At 74.8% G+C, this 23,022-nt stretch carries 22 protein-coding genes; 14 read left to right on the top strand and 8 right to left on the bottom strand.

Translation table 11 applies throughout. From position 1 onward, the window contains the following. Positions 1 to 354 precede the first annotated feature (354 nt). Genes F593_RS0115950 through F593_RS0115940 form a run of 3 tightly spaced genes read right to left on the bottom strand, consistent with a single transcriptional unit; the run spans position 355 to position 1,953 of the window. The gene (locus F593_RS0115950) at positions 355 to 864 is read right to left on the bottom strand and encodes an NADH-quinone oxidoreductase subunit C (protein WP_022929748.1); all 510 of its coding nucleotides are present in this window, start codon (positions 862 to 864) and stop codon (positions 355 to 357) included. Beyond that, entirely contained in the window at positions 857 to 1,597 is a 741-nt protein-coding gene (locus F593_RS25915) for an NADH-quinone oxidoreductase subunit NuoB (RefSeq protein ID WP_022929747.1), read from the bottom strand. Before F593_RS25915 ends, F593_RS0115950 begins: the two co-directional genes overlap by 8 nt. After that, on the bottom strand, positions 1,588 to 1,953 hold the full coding sequence (locus F593_RS0115940) for an NADH-quinone oxidoreductase subunit A (RefSeq protein ID WP_022929746.1): 366 nt from the start codon (positions 1,951 to 1,953) through the stop codon (positions 1,588 to 1,590). The genes F593_RS25915 and F593_RS0115940 overlap by 10 nt, the downstream gene beginning before the upstream one ends. Positions 1,954 to 2,147: 194 nt before the next feature. Between F593_RS0115940 and F593_RS0115935 the strand changes: the two genes are divergently transcribed. Next, positions 2,148 to 2,600 (top strand): hypothetical protein, encoded by a 453-nt coding sequence (locus tag F593_RS0115935; protein WP_022929745.1) that lies wholly within the window; start codon positions 2,148 to 2,150, stop codon positions 2,598 to 2,600. Between the two features lie 989 nt (positions 2,601 to 3,589). Here the strand turns inward: F593_RS0115935 and F593_RS0115930 are convergent. Further along, on the bottom strand, positions 3,590 to 4,105 hold the full coding sequence (locus tag F593_RS0115930; protein ID WP_022929744.1) for a hypothetical protein: 516 nt from the start codon (positions 4,103 to 4,105) through the stop codon (positions 3,590 to 3,592). A gap of 73 nt (positions 4,106 to 4,178) precedes the next feature. Here F593_RS0115930 and F593_RS0115925 point away from each other — a divergent pair, with 73 nt between their 5' ends. Next, positions 4,179 to 4,712: a c-type cytochrome gene (locus tag F593_RS0115925; RefSeq protein WP_022929743.1), complete on the top strand. Its 534-nt coding sequence runs from the start codon at positions 4,179 to 4,181 to the stop codon at positions 4,710 to 4,712. Positions 4,713 to 4,775: 63 nt separating this feature from the next. On the opposite strand, the gene F593_RS0115920 is transcribed toward F593_RS0115925, so the two are convergent. Further along, on the bottom strand, positions 4,776 to 5,546 hold the full coding sequence (locus tag F593_RS0115920; RefSeq protein ID WP_022929742.1) for a TrmH family RNA methyltransferase: 771 nt from the start codon (positions 5,544 to 5,546) through the stop codon (positions 4,776 to 4,778). Between the two features lie 185 nt (positions 5,547 to 5,731). Between F593_RS0115920 and F593_RS0115915 the strand changes: the two genes are divergently transcribed. From F593_RS0115915 to F593_RS0115895, 5 genes are all read left to right on the top strand, one after another. Then, entirely contained in the window at positions 5,732 to 7,078 is a 1,347-nt protein-coding gene (locus F593_RS0115915; protein WP_022929741.1) for a hypothetical protein, read from the top strand. A gap of 363 nt (positions 7,079 to 7,441) precedes the next feature. After that, on the top strand, positions 7,442 to 8,452 hold the full coding sequence (locus F593_RS29985) for a hypothetical protein (RefSeq protein ID WP_022929740.1): 1,011 nt from the start codon (positions 7,442 to 7,444) through the stop codon (positions 8,450 to 8,452). A gap of 63 nt (positions 8,453 to 8,515) precedes the next feature. Further along, positions 8,516 to 9,886: a serine--tRNA ligase gene (gene serS, locus F593_RS0115905; protein WP_022929739.1), complete on the top strand. Its 1,371-nt coding sequence runs from the start codon at positions 8,516 to 8,518 to the stop codon at positions 9,884 to 9,886. Positions 9,887 to 9,975: 89 nt separating this feature from the next. After that, a complete protein-coding gene (locus tag F593_RS0115900) occupies positions 9,976 to 10,812 on the top strand; it encodes a DMT family transporter (RefSeq protein ID WP_022929738.1) in 837 nt (278 codons plus the stop codon). Positions 10,813 to 10,891: 79 nt separating this feature from the next. Continuing rightward, positions 10,892 to 12,481, top strand: a complete 1,590-nt coding sequence (locus F593_RS0115895; protein WP_022929737.1) for an AMP-binding protein — start codon at positions 10,892 to 10,894, stop codon at positions 12,479 to 12,481. Positions 12,482 to 12,498: 17 nt separating this feature from the next. Here the strand turns inward: F593_RS0115895 and F593_RS0115890 are convergent, their stop codons facing one another. Then, positions 12,499 to 12,831 carry a DUF3817 domain-containing protein gene (locus F593_RS0115890; protein ID WP_022929736.1) on the bottom strand — a complete coding sequence of 111 codons (333 nt, stop codon included), beginning with the start codon at positions 12,829 to 12,831 and terminating at the stop codon, positions 12,499 to 12,501. A 179-nt stretch (positions 12,832 to 13,010) separates the two neighbouring features. Here F593_RS0115890 and F593_RS25910 point away from each other — a divergent pair, with 179 nt between their 5' ends. After that, entirely contained in the window at positions 13,011 to 14,441 is a 1,431-nt protein-coding gene (locus F593_RS25910; RefSeq protein WP_169449204.1) for a hypothetical protein, read from the top strand. A 27-nt stretch (positions 14,442 to 14,468) separates the two neighbouring features. On the opposite strand, the gene F593_RS0115880 is transcribed toward F593_RS25910, so the two are convergent. Together F593_RS0115880 and F593_RS0115875 are read right to left on the bottom strand one after the other, a co-directional pair. Continuing rightward, the gene (locus tag F593_RS0115880; RefSeq protein ID WP_245540815.1) at positions 14,469 to 15,431 is read right to left on the bottom strand and encodes an MIP/aquaporin family protein; all 963 of its coding nucleotides are present in this window, start codon (positions 15,429 to 15,431) and stop codon (positions 14,469 to 14,471) included. A 223-nt stretch (positions 15,432 to 15,654) separates the two neighbouring features. Continuing rightward, positions 15,655 to 17,031, bottom strand: coding sequence for a helix-turn-helix domain-containing protein (locus tag F593_RS0115875; RefSeq protein WP_022929733.1), 1,377 nt, complete (start codon positions 17,029 to 17,031; stop codon positions 15,655 to 15,657). Positions 17,032 to 17,203: 172 nt separating this feature from the next. Here F593_RS0115875 and F593_RS0115870 point away from each other — a divergent pair, with 172 nt between their 5' ends. From F593_RS0115870 to F593_RS0115845, 6 genes are all read left to right on the top strand, one after another. After that, positions 17,204 to 17,635, top strand: a complete 432-nt coding sequence (locus F593_RS0115870) for a diol dehydratase small subunit (protein WP_022929732.1) — start codon at positions 17,204 to 17,206, stop codon at positions 17,633 to 17,635. 30 nt (positions 17,636 to 17,665) lie between these two features. Next, positions 17,666 to 19,387, top strand: a complete 1,722-nt coding sequence (locus tag F593_RS0115865) for a propanediol/glycerol family dehydratase large subunit (RefSeq protein WP_022929731.1) — start codon at positions 17,666 to 17,668, stop codon at positions 19,385 to 19,387. A 25-nt stretch (positions 19,388 to 19,412) separates the two neighbouring features. After that, positions 19,413 to 20,075, top strand: a complete 663-nt coding sequence (locus F593_RS25905) for a propanediol/glycerol family dehydratase medium subunit (RefSeq protein WP_084630114.1) — start codon at positions 19,413 to 19,415, stop codon at positions 20,073 to 20,075. Then, entirely contained in the window at positions 20,059 to 22,071 is a 2,013-nt protein-coding gene (locus F593_RS25900) for a diol dehydratase reactivase subunit alpha (RefSeq protein ID WP_022929730.1), read from the top strand. The genes F593_RS25905 and F593_RS25900 overlap by 17 nt, the downstream gene beginning before the upstream one ends. Beyond that, complete coding sequence (locus F593_RS0115850) at positions 22,068 to 22,490, top strand: glycerol dehydratase reactivase beta/small subunit family protein (protein ID WP_051160561.1); 423 nt, start codon at positions 22,068 to 22,070, stop codon at positions 22,488 to 22,490. Before F593_RS25900 ends, F593_RS0115850 begins: the two co-directional genes overlap by 4 nt. A 125-nt stretch (positions 22,491 to 22,615) precedes the next feature. Continuing rightward, positions 22,616 to 23,017, top strand: coding sequence for a heme-binding protein (locus tag F593_RS0115845; protein ID WP_028721736.1), 402 nt, complete (start codon positions 22,616 to 22,618; stop codon positions 23,015 to 23,017). Positions 23,018 to 23,022 lie beyond the last annotated feature (5 nt).

Below are 23,022 nucleotides of genomic sequence, written 5' to 3'. Positions count from 1 at the left end.
TGGCGACGGCCCCGAGCTGCGTGGAGAAGTCGATGGACGCCTCGGACGCGCGGTAGCGCTTCGTCAGCTCCTCCCAGTCCTCGTCGCGCTCCTTCAGCGCCGTCGGTGCGCCGCCGCCGGAGGCGGCCTCGGGGTCCTGGCCCGTGCCGGTCGTCCCCGGGTGCGCGTCGCCCTCGTTGGGCTGCCCCGACGTGTCGCCCTGGGGCGTGGTGCCGCTCGTCTCGTCCGCGATCCGGGCGCCGCGCTCGCGCTCGCCGGTCGTCGCGTCCATGTCGTGCTCGCGGGTGGCCGCGGCGGCGGACCCGTCCTCGGGTACCGGCCCGTCGCGCTCTTCGTCCTTCGGGCGTTCCTCGGTCACTTCCACCACCCCGGGTTCTGCTGCTCGTTGCCCGTGAAGAGGACGGGCTCTCCGCCGATCGGGAAGTCCCGCCGCTGCGGGTGGCCGATGTAGTCCTCGGGCATGAGGATGCGGCGCATGTCGGGGTGGCCGTCGAAGACCACGCCGAACATGTCGAACGCCTCGCGCTCCTGGAAGCTCGCCGTCGGCCACGCGGGCGTCACGGACGGGACGTGCGGGTCGCTCAGGGGGACGCGGACCTTGACCGTCACGCGGTCCTGCTCCTCGTAGGAGAGGAGCTCGTAGACGATGCCGAAGCGCGGCTCCTCGGGGTAGTAGTCCACCCCGTGCACCGACATCAGGTGCGTGTAGCCCTCGCCGCGGAGCACCTCGAGCGTCTCACGGATGCGGTCCGCGGCGACCTGGATCTCGGCGCGACGGGAGCGGTGGACGGTCGCCAGCACCGTGCTGTCGTCCCCCCGCCCCACGAGCTGCGCCAGGCGCTCGAGCGCCTCGACGTCAGGCACGCGCCTGCGCCTCCTGCGCCTCGCGCTCCGCGACCTGGGCCGCGCGCGTCTCGAGCTCGTCCAGCGACATGAAGCCGCCCTGTCCGCGGGTCTCCTCCGTGCCGTGGGCGCGGTACCGGTCGCGCCAGGCCATCGTCGGGTCGTCCTGGATCATCTTGCGGAGCTTGAGGATCCCGTAGACCACGGACTCCGGCCGCGGCGGGCAGCCCGGGATGTGGACGTCGACCGGCATGAACTTGTCCGCCGGGACGACCGCGTAGTTGTTGAAGACGCCCATGGACGAGGCGCAGGCCCCCATCGCGATGGCGTACTTCGGCTCGAGCATCTGGTCGTAGATGCGCCGGACGACCGGCGCCATCTTCATCGACACCCGGCCGGCCAGGATGATGAGGTCCGCCTGGCGCGGGGTGCCGCGCAGGGCCTCCGAGCCGAAGCGCGAGATGTCCATGCGCGAGCCGACCAGCGAGATCATCTCGATGGAGCAGCACGCCAGCCCGAAGGTCAGCGGGAAGATCGAGTTGCCCTGGGCCCACGAGGACGCCTTGTCGAGCGTCGTCGTGACGATGCTGTCGCGCACCTGCTGCTCGAGGTCGTCGCCCTCGAGCTCGCCCCGGAGCAGATCACGGGCCCGCAGCTGGCGGGCCCGGAAGGACTCCTTGTCGGCCTGCGTGAGCTGCGTGCCGGCGCCGCCGGTCCCCGCAACTCCCGCCTTGCCGTTCCTGATCACTTCCATTCGAGGGCTCCCCTCCGCCACACGTAGATGAGCGCCACGAGCAGCAGCACGATGAAGACCGCCGTCTCGATGAGCGCGAAGGTGCCGAACGCCTGCAGCTGCACCGCGATCGGGTACAGGAACACAACCTCGATGTCGAACAGCAGGAACAGCATCGCGATCAGGTAGAAGCTGATCCCGAAGCGGAAGCCGTGCTGGACCTCAGAGGGCAGGCCGGATTCGTATGCGTCCTCGGCGAACGTGCTTGGCCTGCGCTTGTACCGCGGACCCAACCACGAGTTCGCGGCCACGAAGAGCGCACCAACGCCCGTCGCCAGCACAAGAAAGATGAGGATCGGCAGATACGACCGGAGCACCGCCGTCTGTTCTACCACCTCCAGACCGGGCGACCGGGTGTTAGGAAACCCATACTTTTCGACGCTTCGTGCCGGTCCACACGATGTCTGCGTGCCGCTCGTCACAACCGGCACGAGCCGACGTGCGCGGTGTGACGACCCGCCGCTCACGCCTGCCGGTCCCCCGGCACGACGCCGTGCGACGATCCCCCGCGATGGCCGCCGCCGCGCTCTACGTGTCGCTCCTCGTCGCGATCGTCGCGCTCGCCTCGGGGGCGTGGGGCAGCTGGCTCTGGTGGCGCTTCGACGCGCAGGACCGGTACTGGCTCGCGATCCGTGCCACGCAGCTCGGCGCCCTCGCGCTCACCATCGTGGCCGGCGCGGTCTGGATCACGGGTGAGCGGCCCGATTCCTGGCTCTTCTGGCTCTACTCCCTGCTCCCCGTGGCGATCTCGCTCATCGCGGAGCAGCTGCGGATCATCGCCGCCGAGCAGGTCCTCGAGCGCCGCGGACTCTCCGGCGCGGAGGACGTCGGCCGCCTCGACGACGCCGGCCAGCGCGGCGTCGTCCGCGACATCATCCGCCGCGAGATCGGCGTGATGGCGACCGCCGCGTTCGTGATCGCGTTCCTCGCGCTGCGCGTCGCGGTCGAGCGCGGCGGGCTCTAGGCGACGGGCCCACGCGGGCCGCTCGCCACCGTTGCGGCAATCGGCACGCCCCGGCCCGCAACCCGACGAACGGGGGGGGGTGGATGGTGGGCCTCGTGCGCGCCAGAGCTTCGGCCGGGTTGGCGCCGGGTCGTTCGGCCGGGGACTGGCCGGGGCCGGGCGCGTGCTGCGCCGGCGCGCCCGAGGCGGGGCGCCGTTCGGGGGCGCGGGTCCGGGCGCGCTCGGGGCGGGGGCGCGCTCGGGGCGGGGCGCACTCAGGGCGGGGCGCGCTCGGGGCAGGGGCGCACTCGGGGCGGGCGCACTCGGGGCGGGGCGCGGCTCAGGGGCGCGGCCCCGTGCGGGGTGGCGAACCGGGCGGAGGCCGGTCGGGCTCGCCGGACGACGTCCCGGGACGCGGTAGGCCGACGATGCACGTCTCGGCGAAGCGTCCGAGACCAGGACGTACATCGACCGGGCCTGAGGCGCACGATCCAGGTCTCGGCGTCCCGGTCCTGGTCGAGCCGTACATCGTCGGGTTCCCGACGACCAGGAGAACGCGACCTGCCGCGGAGCCGAACCCGATCGGCGCCCCCGCCTCGGGTGGGCCGGCACCGCACGCGAAACGGCCCGGTCAGTCACCACGCCGGACGCGTCGGCGGAAACCCGGCCAACGCCCTGGCGCGCCCGAGGCCCCGCATCAAACGACCCCCGGTACCGGCCAGATGGTTGCCGCCGTCAAAGACCAGTCGCGGGCATCAAGTGCAGATGCGAAAGGGTCTTCGTGGCCAGTACCGGGGGCGAGTCCGTGGTTCACCCTCGCGCGTGCGACTCCTTCCCGACCACGCAAGATCTTTTTCGGTCGCCCCGCTCCGTCCTGCGCGCGCTCGACCGGCGGCCCCGTTCCGCTCCGCGCTCGAACCACTCCCCCGCGCCGCCCCGGCCAGTCCTGCCGCCGGAAGCGGCGCTCCCGGCCCGCGACGGGCGCTGGCGCGCTCGAGGCCCGCGCTCGTCTATCCCTCTTCGTCGGCCTGCTGCGGGGGCTCCTCGCGGCGCTCGCCGACCGCGGGCGGGCATGCGGGGGCCGGGCCGTCGACGCGGAGGTCGGCGACCATCCCGAGGTCCTCCTCGCCCGGCTGGCCGCTGATGATGCGGTAGTCGCCCGGGCCGAGGCAGGTGCGCAGGAGCGGGCGGGACTCGCCGGGGCGCAGCGGGGGCGGGTCGGAGATCGCGAACCGGGCGCGGCGGTTCCCGCGCTTGTCGTCGTCGGAGACGACGCGGAGGCTGTGGACGAGGCGCCCGGTGTTCTGGCCGACGATCACCAGGGGGCCCGCCTGCATGACGAGGTTGCGGGGCTCGATGGTGTACTCCCGGAGCTGCAGGCGGGCCTCGCCTCCGCGTATCCGTCGCTCCGGACCGGTGTTCCACACGGCCCGGAAGACCAGCACCAGAAGGCCCACGACGACGAGTCCGACGAGCACCCAACGCAGGTCGTGGCGGGGGTCGTGGGGGCGCTCCCGGCCGGACATCGCGCGCATCATCGTGCATCTCCTCGCGGGCGCGCGCCTCGAGGGGCGACTCCTGGTCTAGGATCCCGGCGACATGCAGCGTCGAGCCTTCACGACCTTGGGTGCCCTGGCGGCCACCCTCGTCCTCGCCTCCTGCGGGTCCGAGTCGGTCCAGACCAACATCGACAACGGACCACTCAAGGGCGAGAAGGACCCGGCCGTGCTGCGCGGCGCGAACATCTTCGCCGAGCGGTGCTCCGGGTGCCACACCCTCGCCGTCGCCGGCACGCAGGGGAGCGCCTACGGCATCAAGGACCGTGAGCGCACGGACGGACCCACGTTCGACCTCCGCGCCGAGACGAAGGGCGCCGTGCTCTACGCGCTGCGCAACGGCGGCTTCTCCGGCGCGATCATGCCGGCGAACATCGCCGTCGGCGACGACGCCGAGGCCGTCGCGTCGTTCCTCTGCAAGTACTCCGGCCTGAAGACGGGCAAGTCGTCCAGCCCGCAGAAGCAGCAGACGCCCGAGGAGCGGTGCGCCGAGACCGGCCCGCCCACGTCGGGTGACACGCCCGCCGGCACGGGCACGCCGTCCGTCGGCGAGGCCGCCGAGACCTCCGGCGGCTGAGCGACAGCCACCACGTAGCGGGACCGAGGGGCGGCGCGAGCCGCCCTTCGTCGTTCCCGGGGGTCAGCCGCGGCGGGCGATCTCGAACGCCACGAGGGTCGTGGCGCACGCGACGTTGAGGGACTCGACGCCGCCGGGCATGGGCACGGCGGTCCAGGAGTGGGCGAAGGCGGCGGACTCCGCCGAGGCGCCCTCGTGCTCGCCGCCGACGAGGAACGCGATGCGGTCGGGCAGGTCGAGCTCCCACAGGGACGTCTGCGCGCCCGCGTCGAGGCCGACGATCGCGAAGCCCGCGTCCGTGAGCTCGGACAGTGCGCCCGGCGCGTCGGTCGTGCGCAGGATCGGGGAGGAGAACGCCGTGCCGGCCGAGGCCTTCACGACCTGCGGGCCGATCGCGGCGGTCCCGCGGCGGGGGACGACGATGCCGTCGACGCCGGCGGCCGTCGCGGAGCGGATGATCAGCCCGAGGTTGCCCGGGGTCGTGACGCCGTCGACGACGAGCAGCCGCTGCTTGCGCGACGGATCGCGGGAGAGCTCCTCGAGGCGATCCGTCAGGGCCCCCATCTCGGGCGCGACGACGTCGGCCACGACGCCCTGGTCCTGCCGGCCGTTGCCGGAGATGAGCGAGACGCGGTGGGCGGACGTCTCGCGCACCTCGACGCCGCGCTCCGTCGCGGACTTCTTGACCTCGCTCGTGACCGCGCCGCCCATCTCGGCGATCGTCACCGCGGCGACCTCGAGCTTCGGGTCCCGCAGCGCCTCGAGGACCGCGCGGCGGCCGTAGACGGTGATGCAACGGTCGCGCCGCTGCTGGGGATCCATGGGCTGGGGCATCGCGAGGAGGGTACGCGGCCGCGTGCAGGGGCCGGGCGCAGGGCCACGGGCCGGGCGCCGGCGCATCCGACGGTGGGGCGCTAGGCTGGCCCGGTCCCCGCCGCTCCCGCGGCGCCTGTCCAGGAGTCGCCGTGCCGTCGTCCCGCCCGAGGTCCCCGCGATCGGGCCCTTCCGTCCTCGCCGTTGTGACCGCGCTCGCCGCGGTCGCCGTCGCCAGCCCGGCGGTCGCCGCCAAGCCTGCGGCCGTCCCCGCGGGCGGCGTGCTGCGCGCGGTCACAGAGTCGCGGGGATCGGGCCCCCGCCAACAGGCCGTCACCCGGCTCGACATCATTGCTCCCGACGGCACCCGGCGGTGGCTGGCGACGCTGCCCGGTCCGGGGACCGACGCCCAGACCGGCCTGGCCCCCGACGGCCGCACCTTCGCCTCCGCGCGGGGGGATGGTCGAATCTTCGTGGTCTCGGTACGCGACGGCCGCATCCGCCTCCTGACGCCTCCGGGGCTGCCCGCCCGGCCCGTGTCCCCCGGGTCGAACCGCCGACACGTCGGCCGGGGTGGCTGGACCGCCGAGACGGGTTCGACGACGATCCGCTGGGCGCCGTCGGGTTCCGCCTTCGTCGTCAGCCGGCTGCTCGTCCGCGAGAACGCGAGCCCGTCGCCCGGGGGCGCGACCACCCGCGCCGTCGTCTGCACGCTCCGACCGGCCCGTTGCACCTCCGCCGGCCCCGCAGCGCCGGCGGAGCTGATCCCGCTCGGGCGCGGCCGCCTCCTCCGCCTGGACGGCCCGGTCACACGTGGGGGCGACGACGAGAACGGGACGCACAGCGGGTTCGGCGTCGCGGAGGAGCGCTCCATCCTGGAGCAGGCGCGCCGCCTGGTCGTCACCGCCGCGTCCGTCGTCCCTCCCCGTGGTCGCCTGCGCGTACTGCGCGCCGTCACCGGGAGAGGGCGGACCGGCGTGGTCTCGTTCGCGTCGCAGCCCTCGTCCGGCCCGGCCGGGGTCCTCGTGCGCCGCACGCGCACCCGCGTGGGTCCCGTTCGCTCCGAGCCCTCCGACGGGCCCGCGGTGTCCGTGTCGACCCGCGCCCTGCGCCCGTGGCTCGTTACGCCCGGGGGCCGCGTGCGCACGTTCGGCCGTCGCCTCGGCGTTGACCCGATCGGGTCGCTCCCGGACGGCCGCTGGATCATGCCCACGCGCGACGTCGGGCCGGGACGGACCGCCGAGGCGCCGGAACCGGAACTCGCCGTCCTCGACGCCCGTGGCCGCGTCCGAGGGCTGCCCGTCGGGGGTCGGCCGCTCACCCCGGTGCGGCTGGCGCTCGAGGCCGGACTGCCGGACCCGTTCGCCGTCGGCGCCCGCTTCGACAGCGTCCTCGTCCGTGGCGGCGACCTCGTGGTGACCCTGAGCGACTGGGGGTCCGGGGGCATCGTCTTCGCCCCGTCCGACCGCGCGGTCGTCCGGGTCCCGCTCGACGGATCGGCGCCCGCCCGCACCCTCGACCACAAGACCGGAGCGAGCTATGCCGTCCGCTGAGCACCCTCGCGCCCGGACCGCCCGCGGCGTCTCCGGCCCTGGCCCCCGTCGGCTCCGCCGCTCGGTGCGGCAGGCCCTCGTCGCCGGCGTGGCCGCCGCGTCCCTCGGAGCCCCCGCCGCCGCGCCCGCCGACGTGGTGCGGGTGGACACGGTACGGTCGAACGAGGCGCCCTCGACCGCGGCGGTCGCGATCGTCCCCCTCGCCGGCCGCCCGACCGCGGCCGTGCCCGTCACGGGCCTGCCCGACGCGCTCGCCGCGCTCGGCCGGTCGCCGGACGGCGGGCGCGTCGCGTTCGCTGGCACGGAGGATGCCGCGCGTCCCCAGCGCCGCGCCGGCGTGTTCGCGTGGGGGGCGGGGCGTCCATGCCCCTCACCGATCCGGACGGGGCGCCGCTCGGCGTCGACGCGTCCGGTTCCGACGGCCCCGCCTACGACCTCCGTACCCCGTGGATCACGTGGTCGCCGGACGGCACCTCCCTCGCCCTGCACGCGTTCGACGTGCTGCCGGGCGACCCGTGGTTCACCCGGCCGACCGTCCGCCGGTGCGACGCCGTGACAGGCCGCTGCGGACCCGTCCGCCGCGAGGACGCGATCGACCTGCCCGGTGGCGGCACGGTGCGGGTGGCGGCGGGCCTGACCGCCCCCGCCGGAGAGGGCCGCACCGGCGACCCGGACAGCGGGAGCGTCGACGAGACGGTCCGGGCGAGCCTGCGCCGCCGCTTCACCGTGCGCATCCGCGTCACCGGCCGCCCCGGGGCGTCGTCCACCTGGTCGCAGACCGGGACCCTGCGCCGCGGCGCTCCCGCTTACGACCGCGCCTACCCGAGTAGGAGCGGGGTGCTGGTGCGCCTGTCGATGGTGCAGCACGACCCCGCGCGGGACACCTTTCCGGGTCTGGACGCGACCGCCGGGCCCGCCGTGCTCGTCCGCCCCGACGGCTCCACGAAGCGCCTGCGCACGTTCCCCTACGACGTGGTGGGCACGCTCCCCGACGGGCGCTGGATCCTGGCCGGGGGCGCCACGGAGCCGGTCCCGCGCCCCGCCACGGGCGAACCGCTGCGCACCCTCGACGCCGCCGGCCGCGTGCGCGTCCTGCGATCGGGCGGCCGGCCGATCACGCCCGTCTGGGTGGCCCACGCCGTCGGGCTGCCCGACTCCCGCTCGACGGAGGCCTCGGTGCTCCGTGCCGGCCTCGACGCCCCGACGGGCCAGCTCGTGCTGGCGATGGAGGCAGCGCAGAGCCGGTTCTCGGGCACCCTCCACGACGAGTTCGTGGCCACCGTCCCGCTCGACGGGTCGACCCCGCCCCGGGCGCCCTTTGGCGTCCAACGCCCCGCCCAGTTCGAGCGGACCACCACCCACCTCGTCGAGTGACGACCACGGGTCGCCGGCGACGGTCGGGCAGGAGGGTGTGACCCACCGCTAGCCTCCCCCGTGATGCTCGACCTGAAGGCCCTGCGCCGCGACCCCGACGCCGCCCGTGCCGCCCTGGCCCGCCGCGGAGGCTCCGACGCGGAGACGCTCGACCGCGTGCTGGCGCTGGACGAGCGCCGGCGCGAGCTGCTGCCCGAGCTCGAGGCGCTCCGCGCCGACCAGAACGCTGCCAACGGCGCGATCGCGCGGGCCAAGAAGGCCGCGAAGGAGACGGGCGACACCGCCGCCGCCGACGCCGCGGTGGCCAACATGCGCGAGGTCTCGGCCCGCGCGAAGGCGCTGCAGGAGGAGCTGACGACGGTCGAGGCCGACCTGCAGACGACCCAGCACCGGCTGCCGAACCTGCCTCACCCGGACGCGCCGCTCCAGGACACCGTGGTGCGCACGGTCGGCGAGCCCGCGATCGACGGGCTCGAGCTGCGGCCCGCCGCCGCGGGCGTGATCGAGTACGCCAGCGGCGACGAGCGCGTCTTCGAGGTCGCCGCCCGCGCCACCGAGCCGAAGGACCACCTGCAGCTCGCCGGCCCCGACCGGGTCGACATGGAGCGCGGCGCGCGGCTCTCCGGCTCGCGGTTCGCCTACCTGCGCGGCGAGCTCGTGTTCCTCGAGCTCGCGCTCGTGCAGTGGACGCTCTCCAAGCTGCGCGGCAAGGGCCACGAGGCCGTGATCCCGCCCGTGCTCGTGCGCGAGGACGCCCTCTACGGCACGGGCTTCCTGCCCGACACGGAGCAGCAGATCTACACGCTGCCCGACGACGACCTCTACCTCGTCGGCACGAGCGAGGTCGCCCTGGCGTCGATGCACGCGGGCGAGATCCTCGACGCCTCGGAGCTCCCCCTGCGCTACGCCGGCTTCTCGCCCTGCTTCCGCCGTGAGGCCGGCGCGGCCGGCGCGAGCGACCGCGGGCTGTTCCGCGTGCACCAGTTCGACAAGGTCGAGATGTTCAGCTTCGTCCCGCCGGAGGACGCCGAGGACGAGCACGCCCGGCTGCTGGCGATCGAGGAGGAGATCCTCACCGAGCTCGGCCTCCCCTACCGCGTCGTCGACATCGCCGTGGACGACCTGGGCGCGTCGGCCGCCCGCAAGTTCGACTGCGAGGCGTGGCTGCCCTCGCAGGGCACCTACCGCGAGCTGACGTCGACCTCGAACACCACGGAGTTCCAGGCCCGCCGGCTCGGCATCCGCATCAAGGACGCCGCCGCGACCCCGCCGCGGAAGGCCGAGCCGCTGGCGACGCTCAACGGCACGGCCGTCGCTGTCGGCCGCACGATCATCGCGCTGCTCGAGCACGGCCAGCGCGAGGACGGCAGCGTCGTGCTCCCCGAGTGCCTGCGCCCGTTCGGCGCGCCCGCCGTGCTGCCCGCGGCGCGATGAGCGCCGTCCCCGCCGCGTCGTGACCGCGCGCGTGGCGCCGGGCGGGTCGACGGCATGACGGCCCGCCTGTCCCCGCTCGGGTCGCCGGCGTGACGGCCCTGCTGCTCGCGCTCCTGGCCTCGGCGGCCTGGGGCACGAGCGACTTCATCGGCGGCCGCGCCACCCGCGGCCGCCACGTCGTCGGCGTCCTGGGGATCACGCGCCCGACGGGCCTCGTGATCGTGGGCGTGCTCGTCCTGATCGGCGGCGGCCCCGTGGTCGGGGAGCGCTGGGTTGCGGCCATGTGCTCGGGCGCGTCGCTCATCGGCGGCATGTGGTGCCTGTACCGCGCGCTGGCGATCGGGCCGATGTCCGTGCTCGCCCCGATCTTCGCCACCGGGGCGATCGTGCCGGTGATCTGGGGCGTGATCTCCGGCGAGGCCCCCAACGCATACACGTTCGCCGGGCTGGCCGTGGCCGCGGCCGGATCCGTGCTCGCCGCCCGGGCGCCGAGCACGGACGGCGGCCGCGTCGAGCCCCGCGGCGTCGCCTACGCCCTGGGCGCGGCGCTGGGGATCGGCGTCGGGCTCGTGCTCACCGACCTCGCCGCCGAGCAGGACGCGCTCTCCGCCGTCTTCGTCGCCCGCGCGACGGAGGTCGTGATCGTCATCTCGCTGCTGGCGGTGCGCTGGCGCACGTGGGGCCCGCAGCTGCGCTCGCCGGGGCTGCTCCCCCTGGCCGGCGCGATCGACATCTCCGCCAGCCTGCTCTTCGCCGTGGCCTCGCGCTCCGGCCTGCTGCCCGTCGTCTCCGTGCTCTCCTCGCTCTATCCGGTGATCACCGTGCTGCTCGCCCGCGCGCTCCTGGACGAGCGGATGTCGCGCGCCCAGGCCGGCGGTGCGGCGCTCACGCTGCTCGGCGTCGCCGTCGTCGCCGCCTCGGGTTGAGCGCCGCAGCCGTCCCGTCCGGGAGGCCGCCGCTGGTACGTTCGGCCGACCAGGCCAGCCCCCACGACGGGACGAGCACGTGCAGCACGAGGATCAGCACCCCGCGACCCCGGCGGTCGCCGACGCGCCGCTCACGCCCCTGAGCTTCCTGCTCCGCAGCGCCGACGTATGGGCGGAGCGGACGGCCGTCGTCGACGGGGCGCGGAGCTGGACGTGGGCCGAGCACCTCGAGCGGGTGCGGCGCGCCGTCGGCGGGCTGCACGCGCGGGGCGTCGGGCCGGGCGACCGGGTGGCGGCGGCCCTGCCCAACGTGCCCGCCATGCTCGAGCTGCACTATGCGGTGCCGGGCGCCGGCGGCGTGATCGTGCCTCTGAACACCCGCCTGGCGGCGGCGGAGTACGCCTACGTGCTCGAGCACTGCGGCGCCCGGCTGCTCGTCGCCTGGGAGGGCCTCCGCGACGCGCTCCAGCCCGCCCTGGACGAGCTGGGCGACGCCGCTCCGGACGTCGTATGGGTGCTTCCCGACGGCGGGGACGGCTGCGAGTGGGAGGCCCTGCTCGCCGACGCCACGCCGCGGGACCTGGCGCTTCCCGAGGACGAGCGCGCGCTGCTGTCGGTGAACTACACCTCGGGCACCACGGGGCGGCCGAAGGGCGTGATGGTCACCCACCGCGGCTCGTACCTGCACAGCCTGGGGGTCATCGCCGAAGCCGGGCTGAGCGTGCGCAGCGCGTACCTGTGGACCCTGCCGATGTTCCACTGCAACGGCTGGGCCTACGTGTGGGCGGTGACGGCGACGGGGTGCAAGCACGTGTGCCTGCCGCGGGTCGAGGGCGGGGCGATCTGGCGCGGGCTGCGCGACGAGGGCATCACCCACCTGTGCGCGGCGCCGACGGTGATCGTCACGATCGTCGAGTCCCCCGACGCCGCCCCGCTCGAGACGCCCGTGAGCCTGGTGGTGGGCGGCGCGCCGCCCGCCCCGGCGCTCATCGCCCGCGCGGAGGAGCTGGGCATCCGGATCACCCACATGTACGGGCTGACCGAGACGTACGGCCCGTTCGCCGTCTGCGCCTGGAACCCCGACTGGGACGACCGTCCGGAGGAGGAGCGCTCGCGGCTGCGCGCGCGGCAGGGCGTCGGGACGATCGTCTCCGAGCGCCTGCGGGTCGTCGACGAGGAGCTGCACGACGTGCCCCGCGACGGCGTCTCGCTCGGCGAGGTCGTCATGCGCGGCAACAACGTGACGATCGGCTACTACCGCGATCCCGAGGCCACGGAGCAGGCGTTCCGCGGCGGCTGGTTCCACTCCGGCGACCTCGGCGTGATGCACCCGGACGGCTACGTCGAGCTGCGCGACCGGCTGAAGGACGTCGTCATCTCGGGCGGCGAGAACATCGCCACGATCGAGGTCGAGCAGGCGCTGAACGCGCACCCCGCCGTCAGCGAGGTCGCGGTCGTCGGCGCCCCGGACGAGCGCTGGGGCGAGGTGCCCGTCGCCTACGTCGTGCTGCGCGGTGACGGGGCCGACCCCGAGGAGCTGCGCGCGTTCGTCCGCGAGCGGCTCGCCGGGTTCAAGGTGCCCAAGCGCGTCGAGATCGTCGACGCGCTGCCCAAGACGGGCACGGGCAAGATCCAGAAGTTCCGGCTGCGCGAGCGCGCGGCCGGTTGAGCGGCCGCCGCCGGAACTCAGCGCTCGGCGGGCACCGCGGTCTCGAGCTCGCGGCGGATCAGCAGGTCGGGGATGACCACGAGGCCGACGAGCCCGGCGACGACCACGGCGGCCGGGTACTTCCAGTTCCAGCGGCGCTGCAGCACGCCGAGTGCGCCGAGGCCCACGAGCGCGATGAACAGCAGCCCGTGCGTCATCCCCATCGGCGCGACGAACGACTCCGTGTCGATGACGCCGATCATGCCGAGGAACAGCGGCACGAGCAGCACGAAGTCGATGATCGCGAGCACGAGCATGAGGTTCAGGAACCGGCGGGTGCCACGGGGGTCGGTGCGCGAGACGGCGAACATGGCGCCCAAGGGTAGGGAGGGCACGCGCGCGACGGCGCACGGAGCGCACGCTTCGCCTTCAGGATCGGGCGCCGGCGGGTGCGCGCGCCCCCGGTGGGCGGTCTCCGCACCTGCCACGCCCGCCGCATCGACGGACACCGCACCGGGTTCCTTCCGGTGTCCCCACCGTCCGGAGCCGCGTGCCCCCTTCATCCCGTCCCGCATCAGCGGTCGTCCGGTTCGCGGCGGCCTGCGCCATCGCCGCTGGTTGCCTGCTCGGCGCCGCCCCGGCCGCCGGGGCGGCGCCATGCGCCACCCCGGCGTCGCCCGTATCGACCGTCGCGGTCACCTGGGGCACGCAGGACGTCCTGGAGTGGTCGCCACCCGCCGGCTTCGTGCAGGGGCTGGCGTTGCGGGCGAGCCGAGACGGAGAGCGCGCCCTGACGGTCCGCACGGCGCCCGCCACGGGGTCCCGTCGCACGCCGTACCTCTGTGCCGACCGGACCTCGATCGCGCGCCTGCCCGCCCTGCGCGGTTACGACCACGTCGTCGGCGTCAGCTTCAACGGCGACCGCCTCGCCTGGCGTACCGCGAGCGGGCCCCGCCGTGGGGTGCTCTCGGTGGGCCGCGTCCGCCGGGGCCGGGTCGTCGGCGTCCGCACGGCGCGAACCGCACCGACCGGCAGGCTCCGCGCGCGCGACGGCCGGATCACGGTCACACCAAGCGGCGACGTCGCCTGGGCCCTCTCGGAGCGCCGGGGGCGACGGGCGTCCTGGAAGTCGTCGCTGTGGGCCTGGCCCCGCCGCGGGCGTCCCGCACGGGTCCCGCTCTCGCGTTCCGAGCGTGCCCGGACCTTCACGATCCATCTCGTCGACGACCAGCACCTCATCGTGGACGGTGAGGATCAGCCGCGGGCGTTCGCCCCGGCACGACCCGGACGGTGTGCCCGACCGACGGCGGGTGCCTGGTCCGACGTCGGACCCTGGCGCATCCGCCAGGTGGACGAGTTCACGACCGGGGAGGAGGGGTCGGCGGACGTCAACCACGTGCTCGTGTGCGATCCCCGCAGCGGGCGACTGATCCACGCGGAGTCGACCGTCTCGAGCTCCGACCACTACTGCTCGAGCTGGCAGGACATCGACCGGGCCGCGGCGATCGGGCCGTGGCTCGTGCTGGAGCATCGGCGCACGGAGCAGGGATCGGCCTGCGGGTCCCGGGTCGTGTTCCACCGCTCCGTCGGCCGGAACATGGTCACCGGTGAGACCTTCGACGCCCCGGGCGGCCTGGCCGCCCCGGGTGCGCCGCCGCCGGCCGTCGAGCGGGACGCGCCCCCGGGCACGCCCACCCCGGAGTTCCTGATCGCCGCCCTCGGGGCTTGGCCCGCCGTCGTGCTGGCCCCTGGCGCCCTCGCGTGGAGCGCGCCGTCGGGGGAGACCAGCCCGACGGGCCGTCGCCACACGGTGATGCTGGCCGACCGCGCCGGCGTGCGCGCCGTCGGGACCTCGACCGCGTTGTCGCTGGCGATCGACGGCGCGGTGCGGTGGACGGAGGACGGCCTGGCGCGGAGTCAGCCCGTCGATCCCGTTCCGGCCTGGGAGCCGGCGGTCACGACGTTCGGCCGCCAGCCCTGACGGCTACACGTCGTGCGGTCGGACCCCTCAGGCCGGCCCGTTCGCCGTAGTCCGCCCGACCTCGGCCTCGATCCCCGCCTCCTCGCGGGCCTTGAGCGTGCCGCCGATGAAGCGGTCGTAGATCAGGCCGCCCAGCAGGGCGCCGAGTATCGGGCCCACGATCGGGACCCACATGTAGCCGTTGACCTTGCCGTAGTCGCCGGGCAGGGCCAGGTCGCCCCACCCGGCCACCCAGGCGAGGACGCGGGGCCCGAGGTCACGGGCCGGGTTGATCGCGTAGCCGGCGTTCGCGCCCATCGAGACGCCGATCGCCACGACGATCAGGCCGATGAGCATGGGTCCGAGGGTCGCGCGGACGGCGGGGTTGAGCTCCTCCGTGACCGCGAAGAGCAGGCCGGCGAGCAGGGCCGTGCCGATGACCTGGTCGACGAACGGGCCGACCCACGAGTCGAAGTACGGGGCCGGGGTCGTCGCGAAGATCGCGAACCCCGACAGCGAGTCCGGTTCGCCGCGGGTCATCTTGCCCGCCACCTCCATGCTGTCGATCGCGCCCTTGTAGTTCAGGTAGACGACCGCCGCGCCGCAGAACGCGCCGAAGACCTGCACCGCCGCGTAGGCCGGCACCTTGCGCCAGGGGAACCCGCGCCGGGCGGCCAGCAGCACGGAGACCGCCGGGTTGAGGTGCGCGCCGCTGACCCCACCCGCCACGTAGACGGCGAACATCACCGCGAGGCCCCAGCCGACCGCGAGCAGCAGCCAGTCGCCGCTGGCCGCGAACGCCTCGGCTCCGCGCCCCGATTGGTTCAGCGCCGCGATCGACATCGCCGTGACGCCGTTGCCGAGCAGGATCAGCACGAAGGTGCCGAGGAACTCCGAGGCCAGCTCGCCGCGGATCGTCCGCTGCCAGCCCCAGCGACGGTGGCCCGGACCACGTGGCGCACCCGTCGTCCCGGCGTCGGCCCCGGCCACCCCGTCATGTTCCGTGCTCACGATGCATCCCCCTCCTCAGGGTCGTCGGCGCCCGTCGGGCCCCGACTGTCGGATGGGCCGATCCTCGTCCCGCCCCCGCCACACGACCACGTTGCAACGAGGTTGCGAGCGGTACGGGTAGCGGACGCCGTCGGCCGCGCCCGGGCCCAGGGTCGGTGCGATCCCGCGGCCGGGGAGCTCGACGGGCCCTACGCGGCCTCGGTCGGGGAGACCGTCCGGGTCCCTACGCGGCCTCGGCCATCGGCACCACGGGCGGCGGCGCGTCCGGATGACGCAGGGCCTGCAGGCGGTCGCGCGCGGCGAGGACCGTCGGGCTGTCGGCGCCGGGCAGCGGGTCGGCGCCGGCGTCGCGCGCACCGTCGCCCTCGGGACCGTGCTCCTCCAGCCGCGCCTCGAGCTCGAGCAGGTCGAGCCGCACCGGTCCCACCAGCCGGTAGGGCTTCGTGCCCAGCAGGCCGCCGAGCTGGCGGCGCAGGCGGGAGACCTCGGCGCGGACGGTGACGAGCGCGTCGTCGCTGCCGTAGAGCTCGATCGCGAGGTCGCGGGCGGTCAGGCCGCCGGGAGAGAGCGCGAGCAGCAGGAGCACCTCGGAGCGCCGCGGCGGCAGGACGATCTCATGGCCGTGCAGGCGGATCCTGGCGGACGAGCGGCCGAGCACCTCGATCTCGAGCGGCTCCTCCGGCGCGGCCGGGCGCTTGGACGACGCGCGCTCGCGCCACACGACGGACGCGCCGTGGGCGAGCGGCTCCGCGGCCAGGACCGCCTCGCCGCCGCTGCCGATGAAGCCCCCGCCGTCGACCCGCACCAGCGGGCCGTGGAGCCAGCCGACGGGCTGGCAGGCCAGCACGTGGCCGGCGCGGTCGACGAGCGCGCTCGGGGTGCCCGGGCGGCTCGCGGCCAGCTCGAAGTAGCGGCTCTTCAGCGCCTCGCGGCGCATCGCCAGCTCGCCACCGAGCATCGCCTCGATCGTGCTCGCGGCGCTCTGGACGAGGGACAGCGCGTAGGGGTGGGCGCCCTTGATGCCCGTCGACAGGCACAGCGCGCCGATCGCCTTGCCGGTCTCCGGATCGTGCACGGGTGCGCCGGTGCAGCACCACTGGTGGTACCGGCGGGCGTAGTGCTCGGCGGAGAAGATCTGGACGGCGTGGTCGACCTTCAGCGCCGTGCCGATGCCGTTGGTGCCGGCGACGTCCTCGTCCCACAGGTGGCCGGGGACGAAGCGGATGGACTCCGACGCGGCGAGCACCCGCGGGTGCCCCATGGACCACAGCATCGTGCCGTCGACGTCCGCGGCCGTCACGAGGTGCTGCACGTCGTGGGCGACCTCGCCCAGCACGCCCTCGATGACCGTGCCGAACCGGCTCAGGGGGTGCTCGGACCAGCGCGCCATCGCGTCGCCGTAGTCGAGCACCATCGGCACGTCGTGCTCGCCCGGGTCGATCCCGGCACTCGCCGCGCGGGCCCACGAGGACGAGATGACCTCGCGCACCATCGGAGGGACGGGGCGCCCCGCCGCGGCCCGCTCGTGCGCCTTCGCGAGCAGTCGCGCGAGCCCGACCGGGTCGATGCCGGGAGAGATGCCGAGCCAGGGGTTCTGCATGTGGGGGAGCCCGCGTCCTTCCTTGTCCGCGCAACGTCGCTGCTACCCCCGCCCCCGCGTTGCAACGCCGGACCGCGGAGGTGATGGTCGTCACATCATGCACTTCCCGGACGGGCGCAACAAGCGCCACCCGGGGGGTGTTCCGGCCCCGCCCCGCCGATCAGGAGACCCCATGGACGCCGACGCCCCCACGACGCTGGACCCGCAGAAGGACTACCCCCTCGGGCGCCACCGACCCGACCTCCTGCGGACCCCGACGGGCAAGACGCTGGACGACCTGACGCTCGAGCGCGCGCTGCACGGCGGCGTCACCGCGGAGGACCTCCGCATCACGCCGAACACCCTGGCGCTCCAGGCCGAGGTGGCCGAGGCGGCGCACCGGCCGCAGCTCGCCCAGAACTTCCGCCGCGCCGCGGAGCTGACGGCCGTCCCCGACGAGCGCGTGCTGTCGATCTACGCCGCGCTGCGCCCGAACGCGTCGACGAAGGAGGAGCTGCTCGCGATCGCCGAGGAGCTCGAGTCGACGTACTCCGCGCCCATCAACGCCGAGCTCGTCCGCGACGCCGCCCGCGTCTACGAGCGCCGCGACTGCCTCGCCGACTGACCTCCCCTCGGAACCGGACAGAGCCCCATCATGTCGAGCACCCTGAACCAGCCCGCGGGCACCGGCGCCGGCGACGACGGCCCCCGCCGCTCCCGCCGCACCGAGATCCTCGAGAACCGCCCCGTCAACCGCGACGGGTTCGTCGACGAGTGGCCCGAGGTCGGCCTCGTCGCGATGGAGCACGACGGCGACCCCACGCCGAGCGTCCGCGTCGAGGACGGCGTGATCGTCGAGATGGACGGCCGGACCCGCGAGGAGTTCGACTTCCTCGACACGTTCATCGCCGACCGCGCCATCGACCCGGCCGTCGCTGAGGAGGCGATGGCGATCCCGCCGGTCGAGATCGCCCACATGCTCGTCGACGCGCGCCTGCCCCGGGCCGAGGTCATCCGCATCGCCTCGGGCCTCACGCCGGCGGCGCTGCTCGAGGTCGTCAAGACGATGAACGTCGTCGAGATGATGATGGCGATGCAGAAGATGCGGTCCCGCCGGACCCCGTCGAACCAGGCGCACTGCACGAGCGCCCGCGACAACCCGCTGCAGGTCGCCGCCGACGCCGCCGAGGCCGCCCGCCGCGGCTTCGACGAGCTCGAGACCACGCTCGGCATCGTCCGCTACGCCCCGCTCGTCGCCCTCGGACTGCTCGTGGGCGCCCAGGCCGGCCGCCCCGGGATCCTCACGCAGTGCGCGCTCGAGGAGGCCACGGAGCTCTCCCTCGGCATGCGCGGCCTGACGACCTACGCCGAGACGATCTCGGTCTACGGCACCGAGGCGGTGTTCAAGGACGGCGACGACACGCCGTGGTCCAAGGCGTTCCTCGCCTCGGCCTACGCGTCGCGCGGCATCAAGATGCGCTTCACGTCGGGCACGGGCTCCGAGGTGCAGATGGGCAACGCCGAGGGCCGGTCGATGCTCTACCTCGAGATCCGCTGCATCCTCGTCACGCGCGGCGGCGGCGTCCAGGGCCTGCAGAACGGCTCGATCTCGTGCATCGGCGTCCCCGGTGCGGTGCCCTCCGGGATCCGCGCGGTGCTGGCGGAGAACCTGATCGCCGCGATGGCCGACCTCGAGTGCGCGTCGGGCAACGACCAGTCCTTCAGCCACTCCGACATGCGCCGCGTCTCGCGCTCGCTCATGCAGATGCTGCCCGGCACCGACTTCGTCTGCTCGGGCTACTCCGCGGTGCCGAACTCGGACAACATGTTCGCCGGCTCGAACTGGGACGCCGCAGACTTCGACGACTGGAACGTCATCCAGCGCGACCTGAAGATCGACGGCGGCCTGCGCCACGTCGAGGAGGCCGAGCTGCTGGCCGCCCGCGAGAAGGCGGGGCGCGCGCTGCAGGCGGTGTTCGAGCAGCTCGGGTTCCCCGCGATCACGGAGGAGGAGATTCAGGCCGTCGTCTACGGACACGGCTCGGAGGACCTCCCCCGCCGCGACGTGGTGGAGGACCTGAAGGCCGCCACCCGGATGACGGAGGACGGCGTGACCGGCCTCGACGTCGTGCGCGCGCTGGACGCCGGCGGGTTCCCCGACCTGGCCGCCGGGCTCTTCGACCTGCTGCGTCAGCGCGTCGCCGGCGACCTGCTGCAGACCGCGGCGATCATCGACCGCAACGGCAACACGCTCTCCGCCGTGAATGACAAGAACGACTACGCCGGGCCCGGGACGGGCTACCGGCCGACCGGCGAGCGCTGGGAGGAGATGAAGCGCCTGCGCTTCGTCACCAACGCCGACCACCCCGAGGACTGATCCGGCCCCGGCCGAGGAGCAGACCATGAGCACCACCGACAGCGCGGGCGCGCCCACGACCACGCCGACGCCGGCGACCACCCCGACCCCGTCGGCCGAGCCCTCCGCGGCCTCTGGGCCCGTCGCCGCCGCGCCCGAGCGCACGCTCGAGTTGACGGAGAAGGGCCCGGCCGAGCAGGGCACGCGCAGCGACGAGGTCGTGATCGCGCTCTCCCCCGCGTTCGGCGACTTCTTCCGCAAGACGATCGTCGACCTGCCGCTGGCCGAGGTGCTGCGCCAGACGCTGGCCGGCATCGAGGAGCAGGGCGTCTCCGCGCGGGTCATCCGCTTCTTCGCGGGCGCCGACCTGGCCCGGATCGCCCACGCCGGCGCGAAGCTCTCCGGCTCCGGCGTCTCGATCGGGATCCTCTCCCGCGGCACGACGATGATCCACCAGCGGGATCTGCCGCGGCTGTCGAACCTCGAGCTCTTCCCCCAGGCCCCGCTGCTCGACGCCGAGGCGTTCCGCGCCATCGGCCGCAACGCCGCGGGCTACGCCAAGGGCGAGGCCCCGGAGCCGGTGCCGACGCGCAACGACTTCATGGCCCGCCCCCGCTACCAGGCGAAGGCCGCCGTGCTGCACATCAAGGAGACGGAGTTCGTGCAGCCCGGGCGCGCGCCCGTCGAGCTCGATGTCCGCATCGCCTGAGCGGCCGCGGCTCGTCGTCGGCGTCGACGTCGGCAACTCGACGACGGAGTCGTGCGTCGCCGAGCTGCCGGCGTCGACCGGCGCGGTCGGTGGTCCCCCCGCCACCGACCCGCGCTGGCTCGGCGGGCACCTGGCCCGCACGAGCGGCGTGAAGGGCACGAGCCAGAACGTCGCCGGCATCGTGCAGTCCGTGCGCGGCGCGCTGGAGGGCTGCGGCCGCGCGCTGGAGGACGTCGACGTGCTGCTCCTGAACGAGGCCACGCCGGTGATCTCCGGGATGGCCATGGAGACCATCACCGAGACGATCATCACCGAGTCGACGATGATCGGCCACGACCCGTCGACCCCCGGCGGCGAGGGCCTGGGCGTCGGGCGCACCGTCGGCTACGACGCCCTCGGCGAGGTGCCGGAGGGCGACGCGGCGATCGTCGTGATCCCCCGCGAGGTCGACTTCGAGGACGCCGCCGCGGCCATCGAGGCGGCCCGCGCCCGCGGCGTCGAGGTGCGCGGCGCGGTCGTCCAGCGCGACGACGCGCGGCTCATCGCCAACCGGCTCTCGGCGCCGCTGCCGATCGTCGACGAGGTCGCGTTCGTCGACCGCGTCCCCCTCGGGATGGACGCCGCCGTCGAGGTCGCCGCGCCCGGCCGCACGATCTCCACGCTCTCGAACACCTACGGCCTGGCGACGATCTTCGGCCTGGACCCGGAGGAGACGCGCCTCATCGCCCCCGTCTCGCGCGCGCTCATCGGCAACCGCTCGGCCGTCGTGGTCCGCACGCCCAGCGGCGACATCACCGCGCGCCGGATCCCCGCGGGCGCGCTCGAGCTCATCGGCGAGCGGACCCGCCGCAGCGTCGACGTCGACGCGGGCGCGGAGGAGATCATGCGCGTGCTGCGGGCCGTGCGGCCGCTGCAGGACGCCACGGGCGCGGCGGGCACGAACGTCGGCGGCATGCTCGCCGGCGTGCGCGACACGATGGCCGCGCTGACGGAGGACGACCCGGGCGACGTGCGGATCCGCGACATCCTCGCCGTCGACACCTCCGTCCCCCAGGAGGTCCGGGGCGGGCTGGCCGGCGAGTTCCGGCTCGAGAACGCCGTCGCGCTCGCGGCGATGGTCCGCACGGGCCGCACCGCGATGGAGCGCCTGGCGGTCGCGCTGGCGGACGAGACGGGCTGCCGGGTCGTGATCGGCGGGATCGAGGCCGACATGGCCATCCGCGGCGCGCTCACCACCCCCGGCACCGACCGCCCCCTGGCCGTGCTCGACCTCGGCGGCGGCTCGACGGACGCCGCGTTGGCCGACCGCGAGGGCCGGATCGCCACCGTCCACGTCTCGGGCGCCGGCGACCTCGTCACGAAGCTCATCCAGTCCGAGCTGGGCCTGGAGGACCGGGACGTCGCGGAGCAGATCAAGCGGCTGCCGCTCGCGAAGGTCGAGAGCCTGTTTCAGCTGCGGCTCGAGGACGGGTCGGTGACGTTCTTCGACGAGGCACTCCCCGCCGAGGTCTTCGCCCGCGTCGTGACCCTGGGCGACGACGGCCGCCTGACGCCGATCCCGACGAGGGCGTCCCTCGACGCCATCCGCCGCGTACGCCGCGAGGCCAAGCGCCGCGTCTTCGTCGTCAACGCTCTGCGCGCCCTCGAGCAGGTGGCCCCCGACGGCGCGATCCGCCGCCTGGACTTCGTCGTCCTGCTCGGCGGGTCCTCGCTGGACTTCGAGATCCCGGAGATGATCGCCGAGGCCACCGCCGAGTTCGGGATCGTCTGCGGCACCGGCAACGTCCGCGGCGTCGCGGGCCCGCGCAACGCGGTGGCTACGGGGCTCGTGGCGCGGCACGCAGAGGGCGAGGACGGGGCGACCGAGATCGCGGAGCCCGGGAACGACGCCCAAGGCACCCGGCCCGGCGACGACGCCCGGCCCGGGCACGACGCCGAAGGTCCCCATCGCGGAGACGCGGGCGTGGCGGGCGCCCCCACGGAGGTGCGGTCGTGAGCCCGGCCGACCTGCGCCGCGGGCGCCGGCGCGACGAGGACACCGCGGGTCCCGCGATCCGCGTCGCCCGGCTGCCCGGCGCCGCCGACGGCGCGCTGCGCGAGCTGCTCGCCGGGCTCGAGGAGGAGGGCGTGCCCGCGACCGTCGTCGACGCAGATGCGCCCTCTGCCGCCGTCTCGACCGCGGCCGCCCTCGCCGCCGCCGCCCACGCCGCCGCCGGGGCGTCGACCCTGCGCGTCGGCGTCGCGCTCGACGCCGAGCACGCGTGCGTGACCGTGCCGCGGCTCCCCGACGCGGCGCCGTTCCTCCACGGCGACGCGACCGACCCGTTCGCCCTGCGCTGCCTGGGCCAGGACGCCGCGCGCCTCGTCAAGACCGTTCCCCTGACCGACCACCCGACGAACCGGAGCCCCCGATGAGCCCGAGCACCCCGAGCGCGGCGAAGACCGCCGCCAAGCCGCGCGCCCCGCGCCGCACGACGAAGGCCGCGGCCGCGAAGTCCTCCCCCGCCGACGCGGCCGAGGCTCCGGCCGCGCCGGCCCGCCTGACGCTGGAGGCCGCAGAGGCCGTCGTCGCCGCGGCGAAGGCCGAGGCCCAGGCAATCGGCCAGCCCATGAACATCGCGGTGGTCGACGCCGGCGGCCACCTCGTCGCGTTCGCGCGGATGGACGGGTCGATCTTCGCCTCGATCGACATCTCGCAGCGCAAGGCCTACACCTCGGCCGCGATGAAGCTGCCGACGGGAGCCCTGAAGGACGTCACCCAGCCGGGCGCGCCGCTCTACGGCCTCGAGCATTCCTCGGGCGGTCTCGTGACCTTCGCCGGCGGCATCCCGCTCCCCGGTCCGGACGGCGAGCCGGTCGGCGCGATCGGCGTCAGCGCGGGAACCGTCGACCAGGACCAGCAGGTCGCCGAGGCTGGCGTCGCGGCGTGGACGGCGGCATGATGGAG

Origin of the sequence: Patulibacter americanus DSM 16676, assembly GCF_000420025.1 — a bacterium.
Classification (GTDB): domain Bacteria; phylum Actinomycetota; class Thermoleophilia; order Solirubrobacterales; family Solirubrobacteraceae; genus Patulibacter; species Patulibacter americanus.
This window is presented reverse-complemented; position numbering and strand designations above follow the sequence as displayed.